This window comes from Tropicimonas aquimaris, from assembly GCF_042676185.1.
Classification (GTDB): Bacteria; Pseudomonadota; Alphaproteobacteria; order Rhodobacterales; family Rhodobacteraceae; genus Tropicimonas; species Tropicimonas aquimaris.
Genome location: NZ_JBHTJT010000050.1, coordinates 85,085 through 105,412, shown reverse-complemented (window position 1 = coordinate 105,412; position 20,328 = coordinate 85,085). Strand labels below are relative to the sequence as shown.

Here is a 20,328-nt window from a genome sequence, read left to right as displayed (position 1 = left end):
CTCGTGAACGGAGCCGGACAGCGCCGGCTCAGTCGAGCCGTTCCCGCACCCAGTCGCAATTGCGCCATGGAACGGAAACCGTCGGGTCGAAAAGGTTCTCCCGGCCCTCCGCCATCAGGTTCCGATAGCGGCGGTATTCCTCGGCGTCGTTGAAATGCTGACGGCGCCTGGTCTCTTCCCGCACCTTGCCGTGGAAGCCTGCGTGATACTTGAAATGCGCGAAGATCAGGTCGCGCGGCAAGACCTGAGCTTCGGCGATATAGTGCAGGCCGGCCGACAGCCGCATCCATGGGCGGTACTTCAGAAGGGCGTATTTCTGCGCAACGAAGAGTTCGGAGCGCGATCCGGGCAGCAGCCGGTGGCGCAGGCTGCTCGTCCAGGTCTCGGCATTGGAGAACGGGCCGGTCGCGGTGGATTCGGCGAGGAATGGCACCTTGTCCACATGCGTCGCGACGGTGAAGGGGTCTCTGCCCTCGAAGCTCGCCTTGGAAAGTGGACCTTGCGGGTAGAGATCGAGCATGAAGATGCGGGCTGCGTCGGTTCCGGCCATCTCCGGGCTTGCGAGCAGGTCGGGCAGCGATCCATCGGCGTCCTTCAGGACCAGCAACTCGTCCGCATCGGCGATCAGCGACCAGCGGTTGAGCCGAAAGTTCGCCATCGCCGCCTGCTGCCAGGCGACGCCGTAGGCCGAGGCGGAATAGTCGGTGTCGGCCGAGAAGGTGGCGACGTCCGGCTGCTCCAGCAGGTATTCAAGCGTGCCATCGGTCGAGCAATTGTCGATGGCGAAAAAGCCCCGAACGCCCAGCTTGCGATAGTGGTCGAAGAAGAGCGGCAGCATCTCTCGTTCATTGCGGATCGTGGTTATCACCACGAGGCCATGGGCGTTGACGCGCTCCAGCTGCTCCACCGGGCTCACCAGGTCGATCGCGTTGGTGTTCCAGCCGATGCGAGCCTGTTCATAGGTGGGCCATGCCTTCTTGGGCCAGAGCTCGCCCGTCCCGCGCACCTCAGCTGCCCAGTCCTGAAGGTCGGGTGTGTCGAGATGCACGAGCTTGGCCGGGCTCGCCGCGCTTGGCAGGAAGGCGTTCTCCCAGCGGCTGACAGGCACGCCCCTGGAATGCGAGCGGCGGAGCACGCAGGCGTCGTAATCCTCCGAATCCGGCAGAATGCCGGTCAGCCCCAGCAGGTCGCCCACCAGCTTGTCTTCCATAATCGAGCTCAGGATCAGCCGGGCGCCTTCCGGCGTCTCCGCATTGTGCAACAGCACGTCCATGATCGTCCGGTTCAGCACATAGCCGGTGCCGCCCTCGGCATATGTCGACGGCTCCGGCGAGCGGTCGATGTCGAGCTGCGCCGGGTCGACGCCGGCCCGCGTCAGGTGCCAGGTGCGGTCGGTCTGCCCGGCGGTGCGATGCAGGCGACGACCGAAATAGGCGAACTTGCGGTAGCTCTGGCTCAGGAAGAACCGGTCGACATCGAGAGAGCAATCGTCGTCGATCTTCAGCATGTGGCTGAACGGCGTGTTGCGATAGACCCACTGCACGGCCGCCAGGACCTTGCGCGGCAGCCCTTCGTAGCTGTCGGTCGCATCGACGTGCAGCACGTCGCCCTCCAGCCGGTCGTCGCCGTCGCCGACGACGATCAGGTAGGGAATGCCGCGATCGGCGAGGTCCCTCAGCCAGGTCTCGCGCTGCGCCTTCACGCGCGTCTCGAGTAGCGGCCGGCACGAGATGACGACAACCACGGTATCGAAGAACATCGCGCGGCCGTCGCGGGAAAGGCAGGTCTCCGTGACCGGATCCGCGGGGCGAGGGACGGCGGCCTCCGCCTCGGGCAGCAGGCCGACAAGCTCGCTCGCCAATGCGGAGTCGCAGGCGATTGCCGTCTGCCGCAGCCCGAAGACGGCCATGCGCACGGCTGGCGAGATCTGCAACGCCTCGCGCTCCTTGGCCGGAACGGCGTCGATCAGGCGCCGGGAGAGATTCGCCGCCAGGTTGGCCATGACATCGTCGCCGACGCGCAAGGCCGCAGCAAGCAGGCTCAGGGTGATGGCCACGCCATTGTACCCGGCCCGGCGACCTGCCAGCAGCCGCAACTCCGGCTTCAGCCCCTCAAGCCGCCTGCCGGCCTCGGGCGAGCCGAGCTCGGACAACAGGACCGCCACTTCCCGGCCGACTCTCTCCTGAAGCTCCAGGTATTCGCTCCGCGGGACCATCGGCGAGACAGACCGGATGGCGCGGACGATCTGCTCGGGCGGTCCGGCTTCGGCCGCATTGCCGCCGGGCAGCGCAGCCCGGCGCAGGGCGAGGTCGAGCAGCCGGTGCGGGGCAAGCGAGGCCAGGCGGTCCCCCTTCCAGCCGGAGGGGGCGAGTTCCCTCATCAGGCGCTCGCCGTCGATGGCGCTGGCCGGGGGCAGCGCGGTCAGGCCGGACCCCGTCGAGCCTTCGCGCACGGCTTTCACTGCGGCGTCATAGGCCGCACGCGCGGCGTGAATGCGCCCGTCGTGCCGCAACCTCGCCAGCCCCTGTCGCGAGTCGAAGGCGCGCCAGAACTGCGGCGACAGCCAGTGGCTGCGCAGAACGCGGTCGACAAGCCAGTCCTCGAACCAGGTCGAGAACAGGTGCGACCGCTCCATCAGCGTGATGATCGCCTCGGTGAGCCGGGTGCAGGCCCCACGGCCCCAGTAATCCCAGGCGTGCCATTCGACATAGGCCACGAAGGCCCGCGCCGCGGTTTCGCGCGCCGTATCTGTCAGGAAGGACGGGCAGTCGGTGGTGATCTTCCGGATCGACCAGGAAAGCGACTGGGTCGAGATCCAGCCTTCGGGGCGCAGGCTCAACCATTGGAAGAAACCGGCAACAGCGTCCGCATCTTCGGCCAGCACGTCGAAGGGAAGGCGAAACGACTTCTCCCAGGGGGCAATCGCCTCGGCCTGCGCACGCAACTCGCAGCGCTCGGCGAGCGGAACAAGCGCCTCCACCTGATCGCTGCCCGAAAAGACCTCGGCCAGCCGCATGACCAGCAGGCGCTGCTGCTCGCCGGTCAGCCTATCAAAGCCTTCGGTGAACTCGGGGTCTTGCAGTATTGCGGCCGGGTCCGGCTTCGCCATGGCGCGCAGCTTGCCGGAGAAGGTTTTCTGAACGACCTCTACCGCGACGACATTCGGATCGACCTCGATCGGCGGCGTGAAATCTGCGTCGCCTGACAGCACCAGTTTTTCGGGATTCAGAAGCTCGCCAAGGGCATATTCGTCGATCGCCTGGCTCAGTCGCCTGCGGGTGGCCTCGCTCAGCATGGGAATGACCCCGCCGCGATCCGCATGTTCGACGGCCGAGACCATGCTGAAGGCGCCGGCCTGTTCGCCGGTGGCGATACCCTCGATCGTTCGGACCAGCTCGTCGCGGGTCACGCGGAGCGGCGCGCCGCAGGGGTGTCCGTTGCAGGTCAGTTGAAGGAACAGGCTCTCGCCGTCCGCGACACCGTACCATACGCGGCCCGGCAGGACGGAAATCACGCCCAGCCGGTCGTGCGGTGCCCCCGCGGCCAGTGCGACGTCGGGGCGCGCGAGGGTGCGAAGCGGCACGCCGCCATCGAGACCCGCAGCCTCGATCCGCAGCTCCTGCGTCTCGGCGCCGGGCTGCACGCCCCAGCCGGTGAGTGTGAACGGGGCTGAAAACGCCAGTTCGCCGGTGGCGGGCATCTCCCCCGATCCGCCGAGCCGCACCGAGCGCGCCGCGCCGTGAAGGTCATACCAATGCAGTTGCACCGCATTGTCGATGGTCTCGTGAAAGATCTCGGTATCGTTCAGGAACAGCGTCGCGATTCCGTCCGAGAAATCGATCCGGACCCTGTCGCCGGATGGCGCGAGCGCACAGGGAGTAAGGACTTCCTCGCCCCAGACGCCTTTGTTCAGCCGGTTGAAGGCCAGTAGCCTGTCGGTCTGGCGAAACGAGACGTGGAAGGGGATATCCTGGCCATTGGCATCGAAAAAGGACAGGTTGGCGTAGTCGAAGCGATCAAAATCCAGAATGCACTCCCATCGGGCGTCGCCTGTCGCTCGAAAGCCAAGCAGCATGTCTGGGGCTCCTTCTTCTCCGTCGTCGCCTTATGACCACAAAGGGAACACAGGCACAATCGACCTCCGGGACTCAACCATGTGTTGCGGACGAACCGGCGGTTCCATCGCGAAGATAGGTCCGCCGAAACACCGGATAGGGGAAGGTGCCTGCCTGCGTTTCGGGCGGTGGTGCCCAAAGATCGGCCTCGCTGCGAACCATCCATTCGAGCGTGTCGCCGAGCGTCCAGTCCTCCGGCAACGTGTCGCCCGCGGTCAGGAACATCAGGAACGCGGCCTTGGATGCGGTGACAGCCTGTTCCAGAGCCGGCAATGCGGCGTCCGGGGCATGGCGCAACACCATGCAGCGGTTGGTCTCTGCCGTGGCCGCCAGCAGGGCCGCGTGGCGCGCGCCCTCGTCGTCCGGGCCTTCGGTGTGCAGCACGAACGTCTCGAAATCACGGAACGGCGAACGGGCCAGCGAGGCCAGCGTGCGTTCCAGCTGCTCGTTCGGTTCCTCGGCCCGCAACACGATGCCCAGCGGCAGCTCTCCGGAGATCAGCAATCCCCAGAGTCGGCCGATGTCGCGGTCCCAGTCGGGATCGTAGGTCAGGCCGCGGCGTTTGAAATAGCGCTGACCCGCCTCCGCGAAGCGCGCTCGCAAGTCGCTGTCGGAGATTGCCAGAGAACGCTCGAAGACAAGGCGCGTGGCGATGCGCGCCATGGCCCGCTCCCGCCCGGCGCGCGATGATTCGGCCATGGTCCTGTCGATCAGCTCGAGAACGTCGAACTGCTCGAACACCCGCTCGGATCCCTCGCGGGTGATCTGCCCTTCGCGCCCCTGGGTCTGCAAGTAGAGCGGCTCGGGCACATAGGCCAACCGATCGGTCCGTCGGGCGCATTCGTAAAAGAACGGGTGATCCTCGTAATAGATCCCCTCGACGAATTCCAAACCGGCAATCAGCTCGCGGCTATAGAGCTTGTTCCAGGCGGAGGGGAAATGGGGAATCACGTCCGACCAGTCGTCGAGGCGGAAGACTGCCGGACCAGAATGGTCGACGGCGGGATGGGTCCGGCCATGGATCGCCGGGTGGTCGAATTCGGCGCCGTCGGCAAAGCAGAATCGCACGCCGCAGGCTGCCCAGTCCGCCCCGGTCTCCACCAGCGCCCCGAGCAGGCTGGCGAGGTAGCTCGGCGCGATCCGGTCGTCGCTGTCGATAAAGCCGATGTAGGCGCCGCGGGCGATGCGAAGGCCTGTGTTGCGGGCGGCCGAAAGCCCGCCGTTCGGCCGCGTGACGACATGAAAGCGCGGGTCGAGCCCGATGCCGTTCCAGATCGCCAGGAGGCTGTCGTCGGTGGAGCCGTCGTCAACCACGATCACCTCGAAGTCTTCGAAGGTCTGTCGCTTCAGGCTGTCGAGACAGGCGCCGATGTAGTCAGCAACGTTGTATACTGGGACGATGATCGAAACCATCGGGTCCGGTCCGTGCTGGCCCAGAGGTGTGGTCGGCGTCACTGTCCCCCCATTGTCCTGTTGCGCTGCGCGCGCGCCGGCGTCAGAGCGGCGGCTTGGCGAAAGCGGGCATCCGAGTGCCGTCTGCCGCATGTTGCAAGAAGGCGCGGCCGGTGTCCAATGCCTCGCGGATCGTCACATCCATGTCGAGGTAGCGATAGGTCCCGAGCCGGCCGACAAAGGTGACGCCGGTTTCGGCATTCGCCTTCTCGACATAGGTGCCCAGCATCGCCTTCTCTTCCATCAGGCGGATCGGGTAATAGGGGATGTCGTCCGGGCCGCATTCACGGGAAAACTCGCGATAGCACACGGTGCCCTCGTGCTCTTCCCAGGGCGAGAAATGCTTGTGCTCGGTGATGCGGGTGTAGGGCACGTCCACGTCGCCATAATTCATCACGGCGCAGCCCTGGTAGTCGCCGGTCTCGGTGAACTTCTCGAAGTCGAGCGTGCGGTAGCCGAGACGGCCGGATTCGTAGTCGAAATAGCCATCGAGCGGTCCGGAGTAGAAAACGTGGTCATAGGCCTCGGCCATGTCACGCGTGAACCGGGTCGAGAGTTTGACGGTGATACCGGGATGGTCGAGGATGCGCTCCACCATGTCGGTGTAGCCGTTCTCGGGCATCCCCTGATAGGCGTGGAAGAAATAGTTGTCGTCGTAGCTGAACCGCACCGGCAGGCGCTTCAGGATCGAGGCGGGCAGCTCGGTCGGCGAGACTCCCCACTGCTTCATCGTGTAGCCCTTGAAGAAGGCTTCGTAGATGTCGGGGCCGACGAAGCGCAGCGCCTGCTCCTCGAAGGTCTGCGGATCCGTGATCGACTTGTCGGCGACCTCCTCGATGAAGGCGCGGGCCTCGTCGGGGCGCATCGTCTTGCGATAGTACTGGTTGATCGTGTGCAGGTTGATCGGAAGCGAGAAGACCTGCTGCTGGCTCGTGGTCCGCACCTGGTGCTTGTAGGGCAGGAAGGTCTCGTAGCGGTTCACATACTCCCAGACTTCGGCGTCGTCGGTGTGAAAGATGTGCGGGCCGTAGACATGGACCATCACGCCGGTTTCGGCGTCCCGCTCGGTGTGGCAATTGCCGGCGATGTGATCCCGCGCGTCGAGGATCGTGACGTCGTGTCCTTCCTCGGCCATCATCCGCCCGATCACGGCGCCGGACAGGCCGGCGCCGACCATCAGCAGGTTCATCTTGGTCATTATCTGCTCGCTTTCCTGTTTCCTTCTTCGCCCGGCCTCATCGCGCCGGGCGAGGGGCCGTCAGCGGTCTACTCAGCCGCGGCGGCCTCCGCAACCGGAAGCGTGCGATCGCGGCCTTCGATGAGGTCGCGATAGATGCCCAGGAGCTCGTCCTCGTGCTCTGCCATCGAGACCGGCGGCATCGCGTTGGCCCAATAGGCATCGAGGTCGATCTCGCCTTCGAGGATGGCGCGGATACGCTGGTGGAAGCTCTCGAAGCTGTTGGCGCGGAACACCATCTCGGGCGTGTTGCCGAGTTCCTGCGCCCCGCCAAGGTTGCTGGTCAGCAGCGGGATGTGGCGGGCGTGCATCTCGATGGCGACCTGAGGCAGGTTGTCCTCCCACTGCACCGGCACGAGGCCCAAGTCGACATCGGCGAGCAGCATGTCGAGTTCGTCGTGCTTGTAGCCATCGGCGTGCAGGATTTCCTTCACGTTGGACGAGGCCTTGTGCATCAGCTGCAATGCATCCTCATCGCCGGACTTTGCGCAGACCACGACGCGCACGCGCTCTGCCAGCGACTTCGGAAGCGTGGCCAGCGCGCGCATCAGGAAGTAGAACCCCTTGTCCCGTCGCATGTAGCCCATGTAGGCGAGGGTCATCGTGCCGTCGGGCTTCACCAGCGATTGCTTCGGGCTGGTCTTTTCCCAGAGCTCGGCGTGCTTGGTCCCGATGTAACTGGTCTGGAGCAGGCCCGGGTCGATCCCGAACTTGGCCGCAACCACGCCCACACGGTCCGAGACGCACAGGACGCGGTCGCAATTCCGGTTGATGATCTCCACCACCCGAGCCCGCCGGTTTCCGAACTTCTGCGCGTAGCTCCTGACCGGCTTCAGCGGGCCATTGACCGTCAGGATGCCCTCGCGGGAGGTGCGGCCAAAGGCCAGCACGTCGCGGCTGCTTTTCGACCAGCGGCGGGAAACCCGCAGCGCCTTGGACCATAAACGCACTGCAAGGCCGAAGCCGCTTTGGAACAGGAAGCTGCCGGGCTCGATCCCGGCCTTCTTGAAGCGATAGGCGACGGCGTTCGCCAGACGCACCTCGTCCGGGTAAGGCTGCCGTTCCAGGCAGTCCCCGCATTTTTCGCCACCCTGAAAGTCGATGCAGTTCTCGCGCTCCTGGTACCACAGGTTCACCTGCGGACAGACCGGGAAATAGTTGTGCAGCGACAGGATCACCCGGGTATCGGGGAACCGTTCCTTCAGCCCGACAAGGGACGCGGGGATGCCCTCGAGGTTGTTGAAATGGACGATGTCGAACGGGCCGTTCTTTTCCATGAAGTCGTAGAAGGCCTCGACGGTGCCCGGATGATCGATCTGGGCTTCATGGCCGAAGGAATGGTGCCCGGGCGCCAGCGCGCCGGAATTTATAATCTCGAACCGCAGGTGCCGGTCCTTGCGCGGTCCGTGCTGCACCTTTTCCCATCGGGGTTTCGGCTCGAGGATATCGTAGGAGATGCCGGAGGACAGGAAACAGACGTCGACCCCGGCCTTGGCGCCGAGATGCGTCATCAGATTCTTCAGGTAGACGGAAACGCCGCCGCCCCGATTCTCGGTGTCGAGGTAGTCGACCCAGTTGTAGTAGAGAATCTTCATCTTTGAATGCCCGCCATCGCTCTGGTCCTGATACCGGCGCTGCGGGAAATGTCGATGCCCCGCGCCCTGCTCGTCGTGTTTTTATTCGGTGTAGCGACTGCACGCTGCGGTGCAATCCGGTTGGTTCCCTTTTCGGCACCAAGCCGCCTCATCCGGATGCCGAATGCACCGGGCGCGCCGCATCTGCATAGTGGCCGAGCAACTCCTGAATATGCGCATCGAGCGAAACCGGAGTCATAGCGCCCGCCCAGTAGGTCTGCAGGTCGATCTTGCCGGCCAGGATCTCGGCGAGCCTTCCGTGCAGGCTCTCGACGTCCTCGGAGCGAAAGACCAAACCCGCGTGACGGCCCAGTTCCTGCGCCCCGCCGCGGTCGGCGGTCAGCAGCGGGATGTGACGGCTGTGCATCTCGATCGCGACCTGGGGCAGGTTGTCTTCCCAGAGCACCGGCACGATCCCGAAGTCGGTGTCGGAGAGAATTTCGTCCATCTCGTCGTGCTGATACCCGTCGTGCCAGGTCAGCGAGGCAAAACGGGCCCGCAGCCGGTCGAAGGTGGCGAGCGCCTCCGGATCGCGTCCGGCGGCGGCGAACACCAGGTGCAGCCGCGCCGCGAGACCATCGTCCAGCGTCTCCAGCGCCTTCAGCAGGAAGTAGAACCCCTTGTCGCGCCGCATGTAGCCCAGATAGGCCATCTTGGCCGTGCCGTCCGGGCGCAGCAGGGTCTCCTTCGGGGCCGTGCGGGTGAAGAGCGCGGCGTGGTCGGAGCCGATGTAGCTGGTGTGCAGCAGGCCCGGTGTGATCCCATGGGCCTGCGCGATCTGCCGGACCCGGTCCGAGACGCAAAGAACCGCGTCGCAGTTCTCGTTGATCAGCGAGACGAAGCGCGCCCTGCGCGCGCGGAACGCTTCGGCCCGTTGCGACGCGTCGCGGGCTGCCGGTTGCGGGGCCGAGGCCGCCTCGGCCGTTGCCGCGCGGCGGCGTGCCGAGGCCAGCTTGCGGATCGCCTTGATGCCGGCCCGCATTGCCGGCCGTGCGCCGTGGTCGTAGAGCTTCGTGCCCGGCCCGATCCCGCCCTTCTGAAGGGTGAAATTCGCCGAGTTCGCCAGCCGCATCATCCGAGGGTCGGGCTTGAAGGGCAGGCAGTCGACGCAGTTCGCGCCGCCATTGAAATCGTCGCAATGGGCGGTCTCGCGGTGCCAGAAATTCACCTGCGGACAGAACGGATAGTAATTGTGGAGCGAGAATACAAACCGCGTGCCGGGCAGGGATGTCCGCAGCGCAAGCACCTCGGCCGGTATGCCTTCGAGGTTGTTGAAGTGAATGACGTCGAACGGTCCATGTGCGGATACGAAATCGGCAAAGGCCGCAACGGTGGCCGGATCGGAGACCTGCGCGGGATGGTCGAACGAATGATGCGACGGCGACATGCAGCCGGAGTTGACGATCTCGAACCGCCGATGCCTGTCCTTTGCCGGGCCATTCCTTGCCCTGCTCCAGCGCGGCGTTCGGTTGCGGAGATCATGCGCGAGCCCGCTGGACAGGAAGAGGCACTCGACGTCGCTCAGCTGATCCAGATGGGACAGCAGGTTGCGCTGATACTGGCTGACTCCGCCGCCCCGCTTCTGATCGTCGAGGTAGTCGACCCAGTTGTAGTAGAGGATCTTCATGCCCGCGGGCGGTCCTTCCGGGATGTCGCAACGGCAGGGGCGGCCAGCGAGGGCCGCGCCGTCAGCGGTTCAGGATGTCGCGGTGGAACCGGTACAGGAACAACAGCCCCAGAACAAGGAAGACCATCCCCACACCCAGCACGTAGACCGGTGAGGCATAGGTTGCGTCATAGGTCGCAAAGAAGCCGCGACGCATCATTCCGATGATATGCACAAGCGGGTTGTACCAGAGCACGTCCTGATACTGCCACGGCACTTCCTCGAAGATGTAGAGCACGCAGGACAGCAGCAGGAGCGGCCTTGTCAGGATGCCCCAGGCCGAATCCCACAGCGGCGAGATCGAGAAGAGGAAGGCGTTCATCGTGCCGATCCCCAGCCCGAAGATCGCCGCCAGCACAAGCGACATGGCGATCGCAGGCACGTCGCGGATCGTTGACAGGTCGAACAGGACGTGAATGCCCACCATCAGGATGAAGAACACCATGAGCTGGGTCAGGAAGTTCAGCAGGAACCGGGCGATGATCGCATCGGTGAACTGCACGCCGGGGTATTGGAGCAGCGAACGCGAATACCTCAGCGAAGACGAGATCTTTCGCGCGGTGGACATCGCGAGGGAAAACGGCAGGAATCCCGTCGCATAGAACAGCGGGAAGTTCGAGCCGAGCGAGGGCGTGCGGATCTTGAGGCCGACCGCGATGACCAGCGTGAACATCGCGATTGCGCCCACCGGTTCGAGAATGGCCCAGATGTAGCCGCCAGGGCTGCGTCCGTAGGTCGTTTGCATCTCGCGCATCATCAGCGCCAGCACCGTGCGCGCGGTCTTGAAGGGGCGCGGTCGGGAAGCGGGAGCGAGGATGATGGAAGATGTGTCTGGTGAAGTGTCTGTCATAGGGCCGTCGGATTGCGCCACTGGATTAACCTGGCCGGACTATGTAGGAAGGAGCGAAAGTCTACCATGGCTTTTGTTGCTTTGCAGGAACGAACAGTGAGCAAAAACGAAGCAGCCGAGCCTCGCAGTGCTCAAGCGCCGACGTCCGGAAAAGACACCGCCAGGCTCGAAAGGCCCAATGCCGGCGCGCCCTCTGAGGGCGCGGTGCTGAAAGTGCTGCGCAAGGAACCGCCGATGCGCGATCCCTCGAGCCCGCAGCCACGGACGGCGGCAGACGATTCCGCGTCGGAAACCGCTTCGGAGGCCTTGGACGAGCAGGGGAATGTGGAGGCCGCTGCCGATTCTTCCGAGGATGCCGGCGAGAAGCGGAACCGGAAGCGGATGCTTCGGAGGGCGGCGCGATCCGCCGCCAAGGAAGCCGCACTCGAAGGGCCGGGGGCCGAAGCCGTCGTCCGGCCGCGCAAGGGCAGGGGCGCGAAGGCCGATCAAACGGCAGTTGCGGCAGATCCCGGTGCACCGTCCGCCGCCGGAGCGGTGTTCGTCTCCGCCCGTTCCGCTACGGACGCCAAGGCGGTTTCTACGCCCGTTGCGGATACGTCCGCCGGCAAGGCCGGAGCGCCGGCTGCACCCGCGGAGGCGTCGAACGATTCGGACAATGGCAATTCCGGCGACGGGGGACGCGCCGCGCGCCGCCGTCGCCGCAAGCGCGCCAAGGTCGACCCGCTGACCGTGTCGCCGCCGCGCCCCGGTGCGCCGCCCATTCCGGTGATGCCGCCCGCACCCGCCGCGCGACGCCAGAAGCGCCATGTCGGGATTATGCTGAGTTTCGTGCTCTTCGTCATCGCGCCGGTGGCCGTCGCTGGGTGGTATTTGTATGAGCGCGCCGCCGACCAATATGCATCGAGCATGGGCTTTTCCGTGCGTAAGGAAGAGGCGGCGAATGCGGCCGAGGTCATCGGCGGGATCGCCGGGTTCGTCGGCGCAGACACGTCCGACACCGACATCCTCTACGAATTCATCCAGAGCCAGGCGCTCGTGGAGATGATCGATGAGCGTCTCGATCTGAGGAGCCTCTACTCCAAGCCCGAGAATGACTGGTTCTTCACCATCGACCCGGACGCACCGATCGAGAAGCTTGTCAGCTACTGGCGGCGCATGGTCACGATCTATTACGACGGTGCCTCGGGTCTGATCGAGACCCGTGTTCTGGCCTTCACGCCGGAGGATGCCCAGACGATATCGCGGGCGATCTTCGAGGAAAGTTCGAACACGATCAACAAACTGACAGCCGTGGCGCGCGACGATGCGACGCGCTATGCGCGGGACGAGCTGGCGTTGGCCGAACAGCGGCTGCGCGAAGCGCGCTCTGAGCTCACCGAATTCCGAGCCCGCACCCAGATCGTCGATCCGGCGATCGACGTTCAGGGGCAGATGGGGCTGCTGACAACTCTGCAAAGCCAGCTGGCAGAAGCCCTGATCGAACTGGATCTGCTGCTCGACAACACCCGCGAAGGCGATCCGCGTATCCGTCAGGCGGAGCAGCGGATCACCGTGATCGAGAACCGCATCGCCGACGAGCGCAGCAAGATCGGCATCGGCGGGACCAGCGCCGGCACTCAGGCGTTTTCCTCGCTGGTGGGCGAATACGAATCGCTGATTGTGGATCGGGAATTCGCCGAGCAATCCTATCTCGCGGCCCGGGCCAACCTCGATGCGGCGCAGGCCGAGGCACAGCGCCAGACGCGGTATCTCGCCGCCTACACGCAGCCCACATTGGCGCAAAGCTCGGAATATCCGCAACGCTCGATGCTGCTGGGGGTGTTTGGTCTGTTCGCGCTGGCTGCATGGTCGGTCGGGGCGCTGATCTACTATAGCATCCGGGACCGCCGCTAGGACGCGTGCTTTGATCCGACTGACGAACCTGACCAAGTCCTTCTACACGGCCGGGCGCCGCAAGGTGATCCTCGACAACGTGAACGCCGTCTTCCCGACCGGCGAAAGCGTAGCCCTGCTCGGGCGTAACGGCGCCGGCAAGTCGAGCCTGATGAAGATCATCGCCGGCACGATGAACGCCGACAGCGGCATGGTCAGCTCCGACGGAACCATCTCCTGGCCGGTCGGCTTTTCGGGCAGTTTCCATTCGGAGCTGACCGGGGCGCAGAACATCCGGTTCATCGCGCGCGTCTATGGGGTCGAGACCGACGCTCTGCTGGAATTCGTCGCCCAGTTCGCGGAACTGGGCGATCATTTCCACATGCCCGTGCGCACATATTCTTCCGGGATGAAGTCCCGCCTGGCGTTCGGGCTCTCGATGGGCGTGGATTTCGACACATATCTTGTCGACGAGAGCACCGCCGTGGGGGATGCGGCCTTCCGCGCCAAGAGCAAGCAGTACTTTCTCGACAGGCTCGGCCGCAGCAGCGCGATTGTCGTCAGTCACGGCATAAAGACGCTGCGTGACATCTGCACTTCGGGTGCGGTGCTGGAGAATGGCAAGCTGGTATACTACGACAAGGTCGAGGACGCGATCGCGCACCACCAATACAACATGAACAGCACCGAAGATGAAGAAGACGAAGTCTGAGCGCCTACCGAAGGCCGAACGTTTCCTGGTCACCGGGGGCTGCGGCTTTATCGGTGCGGCCCTGTGCCGACTCCTGAGGGAGGCGGGCGCGGAGGTGGTCGTGCTCGACGATCTCTCTTCGGGCGATCCCACACGGTTGCCATCGGACGTGAGGCTGATCCGCGGCGATATCTGCGACCGGGTCGCCGTCGACCGGGCGCTCGAGGGCGCGACCGGCGTGTTTCACCTTGCCGCCGTCGCCTCCGTCGAGCTGTGCGCGCGCAATCCCGAGGCGACGCGCCGGACCAATCTTCACGGCACGGCGGCGCTGCTGGACGCGGCGGGAGACCTGCCTTTCGTCTTCACCTCATCGGCGGCGGTCTATGGCGAGCAGGCCGCGCTGCCGATCGACGAGACTGCGACGCTTGCCCCGATGTCCTCATACGCCACCGACAAGCTGGGCAGCGAACAGCATCTGCAAGTGGCGGCGATGGAGCGCGGTGCGCGCTGCATCGCGTTGCGTCCGTTCAACATCTTCGGCCCCGGCCAGGCGCCGCGTTCACCCTATACCGGCGTGCTGACCCGCTTCGTCGAGAGCGCGAGCAGCGGTCTGTCGCTGAGCGTCAACGGAGATGGCGGCCAGACGCGGGATTTCGTGCATGTCAGCGATGTGGCGCGCGCGCTCCGGGGCTCCATGGAGATGGCCTGTAGGGCCGAGCCCGGCCATTTTGCCGCGATCAACATCTGCTCCGGGAAGGGGATTTCAATCCTCGAGCTGGCGAGGCTTGTGAATCGCCTGGCGAATTCCCGAGCGCCGATCTCCTTCGGTCCGGCCCGGCCCGGCGATATCCGGCATTCCACCGGCGATCCGACGCGCGCGGAAAAAGCGATCGGGTTCCGGGTCGAGATGCCCTTCGAGGCCGGGATTGCCGAGATGCTCGCGGGCCGCGCGGATCGCATCGCGGCTCGCCAGGGCGCGCCGGGGTGATGCCGGCGCTGCCGCATTCCACCTAGCGGGCGGACATCGTCGCCTGAACCGCCCGTTTCCATGCGGCGTAGCGCGCCTCGCGCCGGTCCTCCGCCATGTCCGGTTCGAAACGGCGATCGCAGGACCAGCTTTTGGCGAATTCCTCCTGGTCCGGATAGAGCCCGGCCTCCATTCCCGCCAGCCAGGCCGCGCCGAGTGCGGTGGTCTCGAGGATCTCTGGCCGGTCGACCGGCGCGCCGATGATGTCGGAGAGGAACTGCATCCCCCAGTCGCTTGCCGTCATGCCGCCATCGACCCGCAGCACCGCGCGGGCGTCCTCGGCGGGCCAGTCGGCCTGCATCGCCTCCAGAAGGTCGCGGGTCTGGAAGCCGACGCTTTCGAGCGCCGCTCGCGCCAGTTCGGCAGGGCCGGTGTTTCGGGTCAATCCGAAGATCGCGCCGCGGCAGTCGGAATCCCAGTAGGGCGCGCCGAGCCCGGTGAAGGCGGGCACCAGGATGACCTGTTGCGAATCGTCGGCGGCGAGGGCCAGGTCCTGCGATTCCGCCGCCGTCTTGATGATCTTGAGCCCGTCGCGCAGCCATTGCACCACCGCGCCCGCGATGAAGATCGAGCCTTCGAGCGCATAGGTCGGCGTGCCGTTGAACTGGTAGGCGATGGTAGTCAGAAGGCGGTTGCGCGAGGTGACGGGCGTGTCGCCGGTGTTGAGCAGGGCGAAGCAGCCGGTTCCGTAGGTCGACTTCAGCATGCCGGGTTCGAAACAGGCCTGGCCAATGGTGGCGGCCTGCTGGTCGCCCGCGACGCCAAGGATCGGGATCGGCTCGCCGAAGATCTCGGGCAGCGTCTCGCCGAAATCGCCGGCGCAGTCGCGCACCTCGGGGAGCATCCGGGAGGGAATCTCGAGCATCTCGCAGATCGACCGGCTCCAGCCGCCCTTGTGGATGTCGTAGAGCAGCGTGCGCGCGGCGTTGGTGGCGTCGGTCGCATGGACCGCGCCGCCGGTCAGCTTCCAGATCAGGAAGCTGTCGACGGTGCCGAAGAGCAGATCGCCTGCCGCCGCCCGGTCGCGGGCGCCCGGCACGGTGTCCAGCAGCCATTTCAGCTTGGTGCCCGAGAAATACGGGTCCAGCAACAGGCCGGTCTTTTCCGTCACCATCGCCTCGTGGCCTTCGGCGCGCAGCGTCTCGCAGATCTGTGCGGTGCGACGGTCCTGCCAGACAATGGCATTGTGGATCGGCTCGCCGGTCTCCCTGTCCCAAACCAGGGTCGTCTCCCGCTGGTTGGTGATGCCGATCGCCATGATGTCCGTGGCGCCGATTCCGGCCTTGTCGATCGCAGCGCGGCAGGTGCGCAGCACGGTGTCCCAGATGTCGGCCGGCGCGTGCTCGACCCAGCCCGAGGCCGGGAAATGCTGCGTGAATTCCTCCTGCGCGACGGCGACGATCTTCATGTCGCGGTCGAACAAGATGGCGCGGCTCGAGGTCGTGCCCTGGTCGATGGCGAGAATGTGGGTCATGGTCCTGCCCTGTCTGTCCTTCGCCGACGCCCGTCAGGCGCCGACCTCCTCCTGAATGGTCCGCAGACTGGCACGTTCCGGCGAAACCGGAAACCTGCCCCAGCCGATTTCGTCAGTCTGCCGCAGCGGTCTCCCGCCGCGCGCTCATCCAGCGCGCCAGCGCCGCCGCCTCGTCGTCCGAGAAGCGCAGCCCCAGCTTGCTCCTCCGCCACAGAACGTCGTCCGCGGTTCGAGCGAATTCCTTGTCCATCAGCCAGGCGACCTCGCGCTCGCTCAGCCCGTGGCCGAAATCGGTGCCCAGATCTTCCACGGTCGCCGCCTCGCCAAGGATCTGCCGCGACTCGGTGCCATAGGCGCGCACCAGTCGTCTCGCCGTGGTCGCGTCGAGAAAAGGGAAGGCCGCGCTCAGGTCGGCGATCAGTGCTTCGACCCCGTCGACGGGGAAATCGCCACCGGGCAGCGGGGCATTGGCCGTCCACTTGCCGGTGCCGCCGGGCACATGGGCGGCGATCTTCTCCATCGCGGCTTCGGCGAGCTTGCGATAGGTCGTGATCTTGCCGCCGAAGACGTTGAGCAGCGGCGCACCGCCGTCGGTGTTGACGCGCAGCACGTAGTCGCGGGTCGCGGCCGTGGCCGATTTTGCGCCGTCGTCGTAGAGCGGCCGGACGCCGGAATAACTCCAGACGACGTCCTCCTGCTTGATCGGCTCCTTGAAATAGCTCGAGGCCAGCGCGATCAGGTAATCTCGCTCCTCGTCGGTGCAGACCGGTTTGGACTCCGGGTCGGCATGTTCCTTGTCGGTCGTGCCGATCAGGGTGAAATCCGTTTCGTAGGGAATGGCGAAGACGATCCGCCCGTCGCTGCCCTGGAAGAAGTAGCACTTGTCGTGATCGAAGAGTTTGCGGGTCACGATATGGCTACCGCGCACGAGGCGGACGTTCTCGCGGGTGTCGATGTCGAGCACGCCCTCGATCACCTGCTTCACCCAGGGGCCGCCGGCATTGACCAGCATGGCTGCATGGACCTCGCGCGTGGCGCCGGTCTCGGTGTCGGTAAGGGTGATCGCCCAGGAATCACGTTCGCGGCGCGCGCCGGTGACCTTTGTGCGGGTCATGATCTGCGCGCCCCGCGCCTCGGCATCGCGCGCGTTGAGCACCACGAGCCGCGAATCCTCGACCCAGCAGTCGCTGTATTCGTAGGCCTTGCGGAATTTCTCGTTCAGCGGCGCGCCGACCGGATCCGTCGTGAGATCGACGGCGGTGGTGCCCGGCAGGATCTTTCGCCCGCCGAGGTGGTCGTACATGAAGAGCCCGGAACGGATCATCCAGGACGGACGCTGGCCGCGCGTCCAGGGCATGGTCCAGCCGAGCAGGCGGGAGGCGGGGGAATCCCCGTCGAACCGCATGTCCTCGTGATAGGGCAGCACGAAGCGCATCGGCCAACTGATATGCGGCATCGCCCGGAGCAGGACTTCCCGTTCGACCAGCGCCTCGCGCACCAGCCGCACCTCGAAATACTCGAGATACCGCAGTCCGCCGTGGAACAGCTTGGTGGAGGCCGAGGAGGTGGCGGAGGCGAGGTCGTCCATCTCCGCCAGCCCGACCCGGAGCCCGCGCCCGGCGGCGTCGCGCGCGATGCCGCAGCCGTTGATCCCGCCGCCGATGATGAAGAGGTCGAAAGTGCCGTTGGCCGCGTCGTTCTGGGTCATGTCCCGCTCCGGTCCGAAGTTCAGTCCGTCATCAGGACTAAAACCACGAAGCGCCTGAGTCGGTCAAACGAATATGTTCGTTTGCGTTCGGTTTTGCGCTGTTTTCGTCAGATGCGGATCGGATTGGGGTGGAAATCACAAGGGGCTTCCGTCTGCGCACAATTTCGAACATATTTCGCGCATGGCGCAGAGTTTTCGACAGACCGACATCCTCGACCTCGCCCGCCGTCACGGAAAGGTGACGGTGGAGGAGCTGGCAGAGCGTTTCGGCGTGACGCTTCAGACCATACGCCGCGACCTGACCGAGCTCGCCGAGGCCGGGCTTCTGGATCGCGTGCACGGCGGTGCGATGCTCCCGTCGGGCGTCAGCAACATCGGCTACGAGGACCGACGCGGGCTGAACACCGAGGCCAAGGCCGCGATCGCGGCCGCCTGCGCCGCTGCGATCCCGCATGATTGCTCGGTCTTCCTGAACATCGGCACCAGCACAGAGGCAGTGGCCCGGGCGCTGCTGCAGCACCGCAACCTGATGGTGATCACCAACAACATCAACGTCGCCAACATCCTCGTCGCCAATCCGGACGCGGATATCATGGTCGCCGGGGGCATGTTGCGGCGGGCGGATGGCGGTCTGACCGGGGCGCTGACGACGCGGGCGATCGAGCATTTCAAGGTCGATGTCGCGGTGATCGGGTGCTCTGCGCTCGATCAGGACGGCGACCTGCTGGACTACGACATCGAGGAGGTGAACGTCTCCCGCAAGATCCTCGCCCAGGCCAGGGAGCGTTTTCTCGTGGCAGACCATTCCAAGTTTCACCGGACCGCACCGGCCCGCATTGCGTCGCTGAGCGAGATCGACATCTTCTTTACCGACGTGCCGCTGTCGCCCGCGCTCGACCAATTGTGCCGGGACTGGGGGACGGAGGTGAAGGTAGGCCAGGCAGTCAGAGCTTGAGCGCCCATTCCAGCGCGTCGTCGAGCCGGTCATCGCCCCAGAAGACCTCTCCATTCACGACGAAGCTGGGCGAGCCGAAGATGCCCAGATCCATCGCCTCTTCCGTCGCCGCCTGAAGCTCGCGGACGATCCGCTCCGACTGCGCATCTGCCAGCACCTGCTCCGGATCGCGGCCGATCTCGGTGAGGCTGGCGCTCAGATTCGGCTCCTCGCCCGCCGCTTCCCCGGCCTCGAACCAGCGCCGATAGGTAGCGCGAGTGTATTCCAGCACCCAGCCGTCCTCGGCACCGAGGATGGCGACCTGGTTGGCGAGCACCAGCCCCTCGAGCGGGTAGGGCACCGGGAAGCGCGGCGTGAGGCCATATCGCGCCGCGCGGCGTTCGATGTCGCGCCACATATAGGCGCTTTTGACCGGCTTGCCCTTGAACGGGATGTTGCCCTGCTCGACCATAACGTGTCGGACGTTGAACGGGCGCCAGCGGAACGCGACACCGCACGCCTTGGCGACCTCGGGCAGTCGCATGACGGTCAGGTAGCTGTAAGTGCTGCCAATCGAGTACCAGAAATCGATCACCGCCACGGCCGAACCTCCTGCGCTTGCGTCGCGGTCGAGGGTACATGAGCGGGGTGAAGCGGGCCAGAGAGCTCGGCCCGGCCGGGGTCAGACCATCCGGATCACGTCCTTGTTGATCGCCAGCACATAGCCCTTGCGAGCGATGTTGCGGACCAGAAGCTCGCTCACCATCTGGTTGCCGAGCGAATCCCGGAGGCGCTTGATCCGGGTCGCGCCAGCCGCCTCCTCGCAATCCTCGGGCCGGCGGCCCTGGATCATGGCCTCGAGTTGCGCGCCTGTCAGAACTTCCTCGTCCATCCGCGCCTCGGCCAACACCGCGAGTGTCTCGATCGCGGCCTCGGTCAGCTTGAACTCCATGTTGTTCAGCAGAACGATCCGCTCTTCACGGCTGATGATCAGGTCCGTCACCTGGATGCCCTGCCGCTCGATCTCGCCCATGCGGCGGTTGAGCACGACGATCATCAGCAGCAGTACCAGCGCCGCCACCAGCAGCGCGGCGGCAAAAACCAGCAGCACGAAGATGATCTGGCGGTAGCTTTGCAGCACGTCGGCAAACGAGGTCCCGCTCTCGGCGAGGATCTCCAGCAGCTTGATCTCGGCCTGCGAGGTCAGGTCGTTGTTCTCTACGAAGATCCGTTCGACGCGGGCGTTGAAGGCATCCGCATCCGGCAGGTTGAGAAACAGCAGGCCCGCCGCCAGGACGAGGATGCCGACAATGGCCGCTACGCCATAGGTGACAACACGGTTGCCGGTGCGCAGCGTCTCAGTAACGGAGATGGAACTTTCCGGCACTCTCTTTCCTCTCGTCCAGCCCGCTTTCGTCGAAGACACCGAGAACGGTCAGCAATGTCCAGCCGTCCAATGCGATACGTCGGGTGATCTGGCGTTCCGCGGCCGCCTTGGTGCAGGCGTCCCCGTTGAGCTCGATGGTGCCGTAATGCAGCCGAAGCGGGTCGTCCCGCTTGGCCTTGTAGTCGGCGTAGCAGCCGGCCGCGGCGGGCCCGGCCGCCAGCGTCAGCACCGCCGCGAGGGCGGAAAGGAAGGGTGCGTGTCTCATGCGCCGACACTGGGTC

At 65.3% G+C, this 20,328-nt stretch carries 15 protein-coding genes; 4 read left to right on the top strand and 11 right to left on the bottom strand.

Features of this window, described 5'->3' with window-relative positions:
- Nucleotides 1–28: 28 nt before the first annotated feature.
- The 6 genes from ACFQ2S_RS20890 to ACFQ2S_RS20865 all read right to left on the bottom strand — a co-directional run bounded on the left by ACFQ2S_RS20890 (nucleotide 29) and on the right by ACFQ2S_RS20865 (nucleotide 10,954).
- A complete protein-coding gene (locus ACFQ2S_RS20890) occupies nucleotides 29–4,075 on the bottom strand; it encodes a glycosyltransferase family 2 protein (protein ID WP_386077540.1) in 4,047 nt (1,348 codons plus the stop codon).
- Between the two features lie 73 nt (nucleotides 4,076–4,148).
- Entirely contained in the window at nucleotides 4,149–5,570 is a 1,422-nt protein-coding gene (locus ACFQ2S_RS20885) for a glycosyltransferase family 2 protein (protein WP_386077537.1), read from the bottom strand.
- Between the two features lie 40 nt (nucleotides 5,571–5,610).
- Nucleotides 5,611–6,756 carry a UDP-galactopyranose mutase gene (glf, locus tag ACFQ2S_RS20880; RefSeq protein WP_386077641.1) on the bottom strand — a complete coding sequence of 382 codons (1,146 nt, stop codon included), beginning with the start codon at nucleotides 6,754–6,756 and terminating at the stop codon, nucleotides 5,611–5,613.
- 77 nt (nucleotides 6,757–6,833) lie between these two features.
- Entirely contained in the window at nucleotides 6,834–8,399 is a 1,566-nt protein-coding gene (locus ACFQ2S_RS20875) for a glycosyltransferase (protein ID WP_386077535.1), read from the bottom strand.
- 148 nt (nucleotides 8,400–8,547) lie between these two features.
- A complete protein-coding gene (locus ACFQ2S_RS20870) occupies nucleotides 8,548–10,065 on the bottom strand; it encodes a glycosyltransferase (protein WP_386077532.1) in 1,518 nt (505 codons plus the stop codon).
- A gap of 61 nt (nucleotides 10,066–10,126) precedes the next feature.
- Complete coding sequence (locus ACFQ2S_RS20865) at nucleotides 10,127–10,954, bottom strand: ABC transporter permease (protein WP_386077529.1); 828 nt, start codon at nucleotides 10,952–10,954, stop codon at nucleotides 10,127–10,129.
- Between the two features lie 96 nt (nucleotides 10,955–11,050).
- On the opposite strand from ACFQ2S_RS20865, the gene ACFQ2S_RS20860 reads away from it, so the two are divergent.
- The 3 genes from ACFQ2S_RS20860 to ACFQ2S_RS20850 are packed head-to-tail and all read left to right on the top strand — an operon-like array spanning nucleotide 11,051 to nucleotide 14,505.
- Entirely contained in the window at nucleotides 11,051–12,847 is a 1,797-nt protein-coding gene (locus ACFQ2S_RS20860) for a hypothetical protein (RefSeq protein WP_386077527.1), read from the top strand.
- Nucleotides 12,848–12,857: 10 nt separating this feature from the next.
- Entirely contained in the window at nucleotides 12,858–13,538 is a 681-nt protein-coding gene (locus ACFQ2S_RS20855) for an ABC transporter ATP-binding protein (protein WP_386077524.1), read from the top strand.
- Entirely contained in the window at nucleotides 13,519–14,505 is a 987-nt protein-coding gene (locus ACFQ2S_RS20850; RefSeq protein WP_386077522.1) for an NAD-dependent epimerase/dehydratase family protein, read from the top strand. The genes ACFQ2S_RS20855 and ACFQ2S_RS20850 overlap by 20 nt, the downstream gene beginning before the upstream one ends.
- 22 nt (nucleotides 14,506–14,527) lie before the next feature.
- Here the strand turns inward: ACFQ2S_RS20850 and glpK are convergent, their stop codons facing one another.
- Both glpK and glpD read right to left on the bottom strand, forming a co-directional pair.
- Entirely contained in the window at nucleotides 14,528–16,018 is a 1,491-nt protein-coding gene (glpK, locus tag ACFQ2S_RS20845; protein ID WP_386077519.1) for a glycerol kinase GlpK, read from the bottom strand.
- Nucleotides 16,019–16,130: 112 nt separating this feature from the next.
- Entirely contained in the window at nucleotides 16,131–17,726 is a 1,596-nt protein-coding gene (gene glpD, locus ACFQ2S_RS20840) for a glycerol-3-phosphate dehydrogenase (RefSeq protein ID WP_386077516.1), read from the bottom strand.
- Between the two features lie 181 nt (nucleotides 17,727–17,907).
- On the opposite strand from glpD, the gene ACFQ2S_RS20835 reads away from it, so the two are divergent.
- The gene (locus ACFQ2S_RS20835; protein ID WP_386077513.1) at nucleotides 17,908–18,681 is read left to right on the top strand and encodes a DeoR/GlpR family DNA-binding transcription regulator; all 774 of its coding nucleotides are present in this window, start codon (nucleotides 17,908–17,910) and stop codon (nucleotides 18,679–18,681) included.
- On the opposite strand, the gene ACFQ2S_RS20830 is transcribed toward ACFQ2S_RS20835, so the two are convergent.
- The 3 genes from ACFQ2S_RS20830 to ACFQ2S_RS20820 all read right to left on the bottom strand — a co-directional run bounded on the left by ACFQ2S_RS20830 (nucleotide 18,671) and on the right by ACFQ2S_RS20820 (nucleotide 20,312).
- Nucleotides 18,671–19,261 carry a 2-hydroxychromene-2-carboxylate isomerase gene (locus ACFQ2S_RS20830; RefSeq protein ID WP_386077510.1) on the bottom strand — a complete coding sequence of 197 codons (591 nt, stop codon included), beginning with the start codon at nucleotides 19,259–19,261 and terminating at the stop codon, nucleotides 18,671–18,673. The genes ACFQ2S_RS20835 and ACFQ2S_RS20830 overlap by 11 nt on opposite strands.
- Before the next feature lie 81 nt (nucleotides 19,262–19,342).
- Nucleotides 19,343–20,047: a winged helix-turn-helix domain-containing protein gene (locus ACFQ2S_RS20825; protein WP_386077507.1), complete on the bottom strand. Its 705-nt coding sequence runs from the start codon at nucleotides 20,045–20,047 to the stop codon at nucleotides 19,343–19,345.
- Nucleotides 20,019–20,312, bottom strand: coding sequence for a hypothetical protein (locus ACFQ2S_RS20820; RefSeq protein ID WP_386077504.1), 294 nt, complete (start codon nucleotides 20,310–20,312; stop codon nucleotides 20,019–20,021). The genes ACFQ2S_RS20825 and ACFQ2S_RS20820 overlap by 29 nt, the downstream gene beginning before the upstream one ends.
- Nucleotides 20,313–20,328: the final 16 nt, after the last annotated feature.